1 protein-coding gene is annotated in these 1,286 nt (G+C 63.7%); it reads right to left on the reverse strand.

Annotated elements, in window-relative coordinates; translation table 11 throughout:
- Positions 1–7: 7 nt before the first annotated feature.
- Positions 8–1,286: IS30 family transposase (locus tag A8G15_RS28555; protein WP_245688048.1), on the reverse strand; the 1,279-nt coding region annotated here is incomplete at its 5' end.

Consider the following 1,286-nt stretch of genomic DNA (forward strand, 5'->3'; position numbering starts at 1 on the left):
GGCGGATTCAGGAGGCTAACGCAACACCCGCGATCAACTCCGAGAGCACGTTACAGGGCTTCCTCCATCCCAACGTCTTCCGCGGCCGGATATTGAGCAACCGCTGAACTTCGGTGAGGTCAACATCAGTGACCTCACCGAAGTTCGTGCCCTTGGGATAGAAATCCCGAATCAACCCGTTCGTGTTCTCGTTACTGCCCCTCTGCCACGGCGAATGCGGATCGCAGAAGAACACCCGACACCCCGTCGCCACCGTGAACTCCGCATGCTGCGCCATCTCCGAGCCCTGATCCCACGTGATCGTGCGCACCAGATCCGCCGGCAACCCCTCGATCATCCGCGCCAGCACGTCGATGACCGAAGCGCTGTCCCGACCCTGCGGCAGATGCCCGATCAACACATACCGACTCGACCGCTCCACCAACGTCACCAAACCCGAACAGTCCGGCCCCACCACGAGATCCCCCTCCCAATGCCCCGGCACCGCACGGTCGTTCACCTCCGCGGGCCGATCGCTGAGCCGTGCCCCGTCCAGCCACGGCCTGGTGTTGCGCGCCGGCAGTTTGGACCGCGGCATCCGCGTGCTCCGCCCGGTCCGCAGCGCCTTGACCACGGTCAACTCGTGCCGCAGCCCACCACGTCCCTGGATGTAGAGTTCCTGGTAGATCGACTCGTGCGAGATGTGCATCTCCTTCCGATCCGGGAACATGATCTTCAGCTCCGCCGCAACCTGCTCGGGCGAGTACTTCAAGTTCAGCAGGTCGATGACCTGACCACGCAACTGCGGGTCGTCGAGCTTGCGTGGTCGGGTGCGCGGCCGGTCACGCAACGCACGGTAGTGGGCGACATCGGCGCTGTAGCGTTGTTGACCCCAGTCCGTGACACTGTGCGCCCGCACCTCCCGCGAGATGGTCGAGACCGACATCCCGAGTTCGGCAGCGATCCGACGCATCGACAACGGCTCCGGCAGCGCCAGCGCCGCCTGGATGAATGATCGATCCGCCAAGGTCAATCGGCGATAGGACCTGTCGGGGGTCTGGGGTGGCTCGGCGTCGACAGGAAGTGGGCTCACCCCACCGATCGCCCCCATGTTCAGATCCAGACCTGCGCTCGCCGCCCACCTGTCCACCGTCATTCTCGACACGCCCACAGTGTTGCCGAGTTCGACTGTGGAACATCCCCGGATCAGCCCTCGATAGGCTTCGGCTCGTGTTTCCCATGGAATCCTTCTCGCCATGACTGCACCCCTTGTTCCAGGGGTGTTGCGTTGGGTTCCTGAATCCAAG

Origin of the sequence: Rhodococcus phenolicus, from assembly GCF_001646785.1 — a bacterium.
GTDB lineage: Bacteria > Actinomycetota > Actinomycetes > Mycobacteriales > Mycobacteriaceae > Rhodococcus > Rhodococcus phenolicus.